Source organism: Erwinia oleae (genome assembly GCF_000770305.1).
GTDB classification, from domain to species: domain Bacteria; phylum Pseudomonadota; class Gammaproteobacteria; order Enterobacterales; family Enterobacteriaceae; genus Erwinia; species Erwinia oleae.
Genome location: NZ_JNVB01000153.1, coordinates 1 through 1,504, shown reverse-complemented (window position 1 = coordinate 1,504; position 1,504 = coordinate 1). Strand labels below are relative to the sequence as shown.

The following is a 1,504-nucleotide window of genomic DNA, read 5'->3' as shown; positions in this document are numbered from 1 at the left end:
GCCACCACGTGGAACGGCAGCGCCGCCTCATCGGCAGAGGCGGGCAGGCCCGCCAGCGTCCAGCTCCCCTGTTGCCAGCGGTAGGTTTCACGCGTGGAAACTTCTTTTGCCAGATCCATGCCCTTTAAGCCAGGAAATGCCTGTGCCTGTTGCAGCGCCAGCGCGGCATCCGGCGCGTCACCGGCGATAATGCAGCCATTTTGCGCGCCTTTTTCCCGCAGCAGGCGGGTCAGCTTACGCGTATCGATATCGGCGATAGCCACAACGTTATTACGCTTGAGGTAGTCCGAGAGCCCCTCTTCATTGCGGAAGTTGCTGGCGATCAGCGGTAAATCGCGGATAACGAGGCCCTGCGCATGAACTCTGGAAGATTCTTCATCAGCGGCGTTGGTGCCGACGTTACCAATATGGGGATAAGTGAGAGTGACAATCTGGCGGGAATAGGAAGGATCAGTGAGGATTTCTTGATAACCGGTCATTGACGTGTTGAAAACGACTTCCCCCACTGCCGACCCCGTTGCCCCGATGGCCCGACCGTGGAATTGGGTTCCGTCTTCCAGAACCAATAGCGCTGACTTAATCAAAACGTCCTCCTGAGAATAAACAGTCACATTATTTGCATATTAATTCAGGTGAGAGCCTGAAATCAACGCAAAAACCGCCTGAATCTCGATTTTTGGCAAATTGCGCGCATTCTAATGATCGCCTCTGTCGTTGTCCAGCCTGCGCAGCGTTTTTTCTCTGTTTTTTGGCAGGCCTGGCGGATTATGCTCAGATTACCGCTGAAAGAGGCAGAATACCTACGGATAAAATCGATTGCGCGAGAAAAAGAGTGTGATAGTGGTATAAAACAGACCAAAAGAGGATGATCGGCCCGACGAGCAGGGCTGTCAAAGAAAAAATTCAGTGAAAAAGATGATTAATGCAGCCCTGAAAATAAAATAGTAATGAAACAGGTTTTATAAAAATTTTAAGGCTACAATCTGTTGTAGCCTCAGCGGCTTATAAAAAAATAAAAGCTATAAATCATCCAGATTAAGCACATCTTTCATATCATAAAGTCCTTTTTTTGACGCTAAAACCCACTTCGCTGCACGAACGGCGCCTTTCGCAAAAGTCATTCGGCTTGACGCTTTATGCGTTATCTCAACCCGCTCGCCAATATCCGCAAACATGGCGGTATGTTCGCCAATGATATCGCCCGCTCTGACGGTGGCAAAACCGATGGTGCCCGCCGCCCGCTCGCCGGTGTGCCCTTCTCGCGCGTACACGGCGTGCTCATTTAACTTCCAGTCCATCGCACCGGCAATGGCTTCACCCATTGCCAGGGCGGTGCCTGACGGCGCATCAACTTTGTGGCGATGATGCGCTTCAACAATTTCAATATCCGCATAGTCGCCCATCACTTTGGCGGTTTTTTCCAGCAGCTTCAGTACCAGGTTAACGCCTACGCTGAAATTGGCAGCGAATACGATGCCGATCTCTTCAGCGGCTGCTTTTATGG

The 1,504-nt window shown here is 51.1% G+C and carries 2 protein-coding genes; both read right to left on the bottom strand.

Annotated features, from left to right (window positions below; genetic code table 11):
- Positions 1-584: carbamoyl-phosphate synthase domain-containing protein (locus GS12_RS22640; RefSeq protein ID WP_034951252.1), on the bottom strand; the 584-nt coding region annotated here is incomplete at its 3' end.
- 435 nt (positions 585-1,019) lie between these two features.
- Positions 1,020-1,504 (bottom strand): 4-hydroxy-tetrahydrodipicolinate reductase (dapB, locus tag GS12_RS22635; RefSeq protein WP_034951250.1); only part of this gene is annotated, 485 nt, incomplete at its 5' end.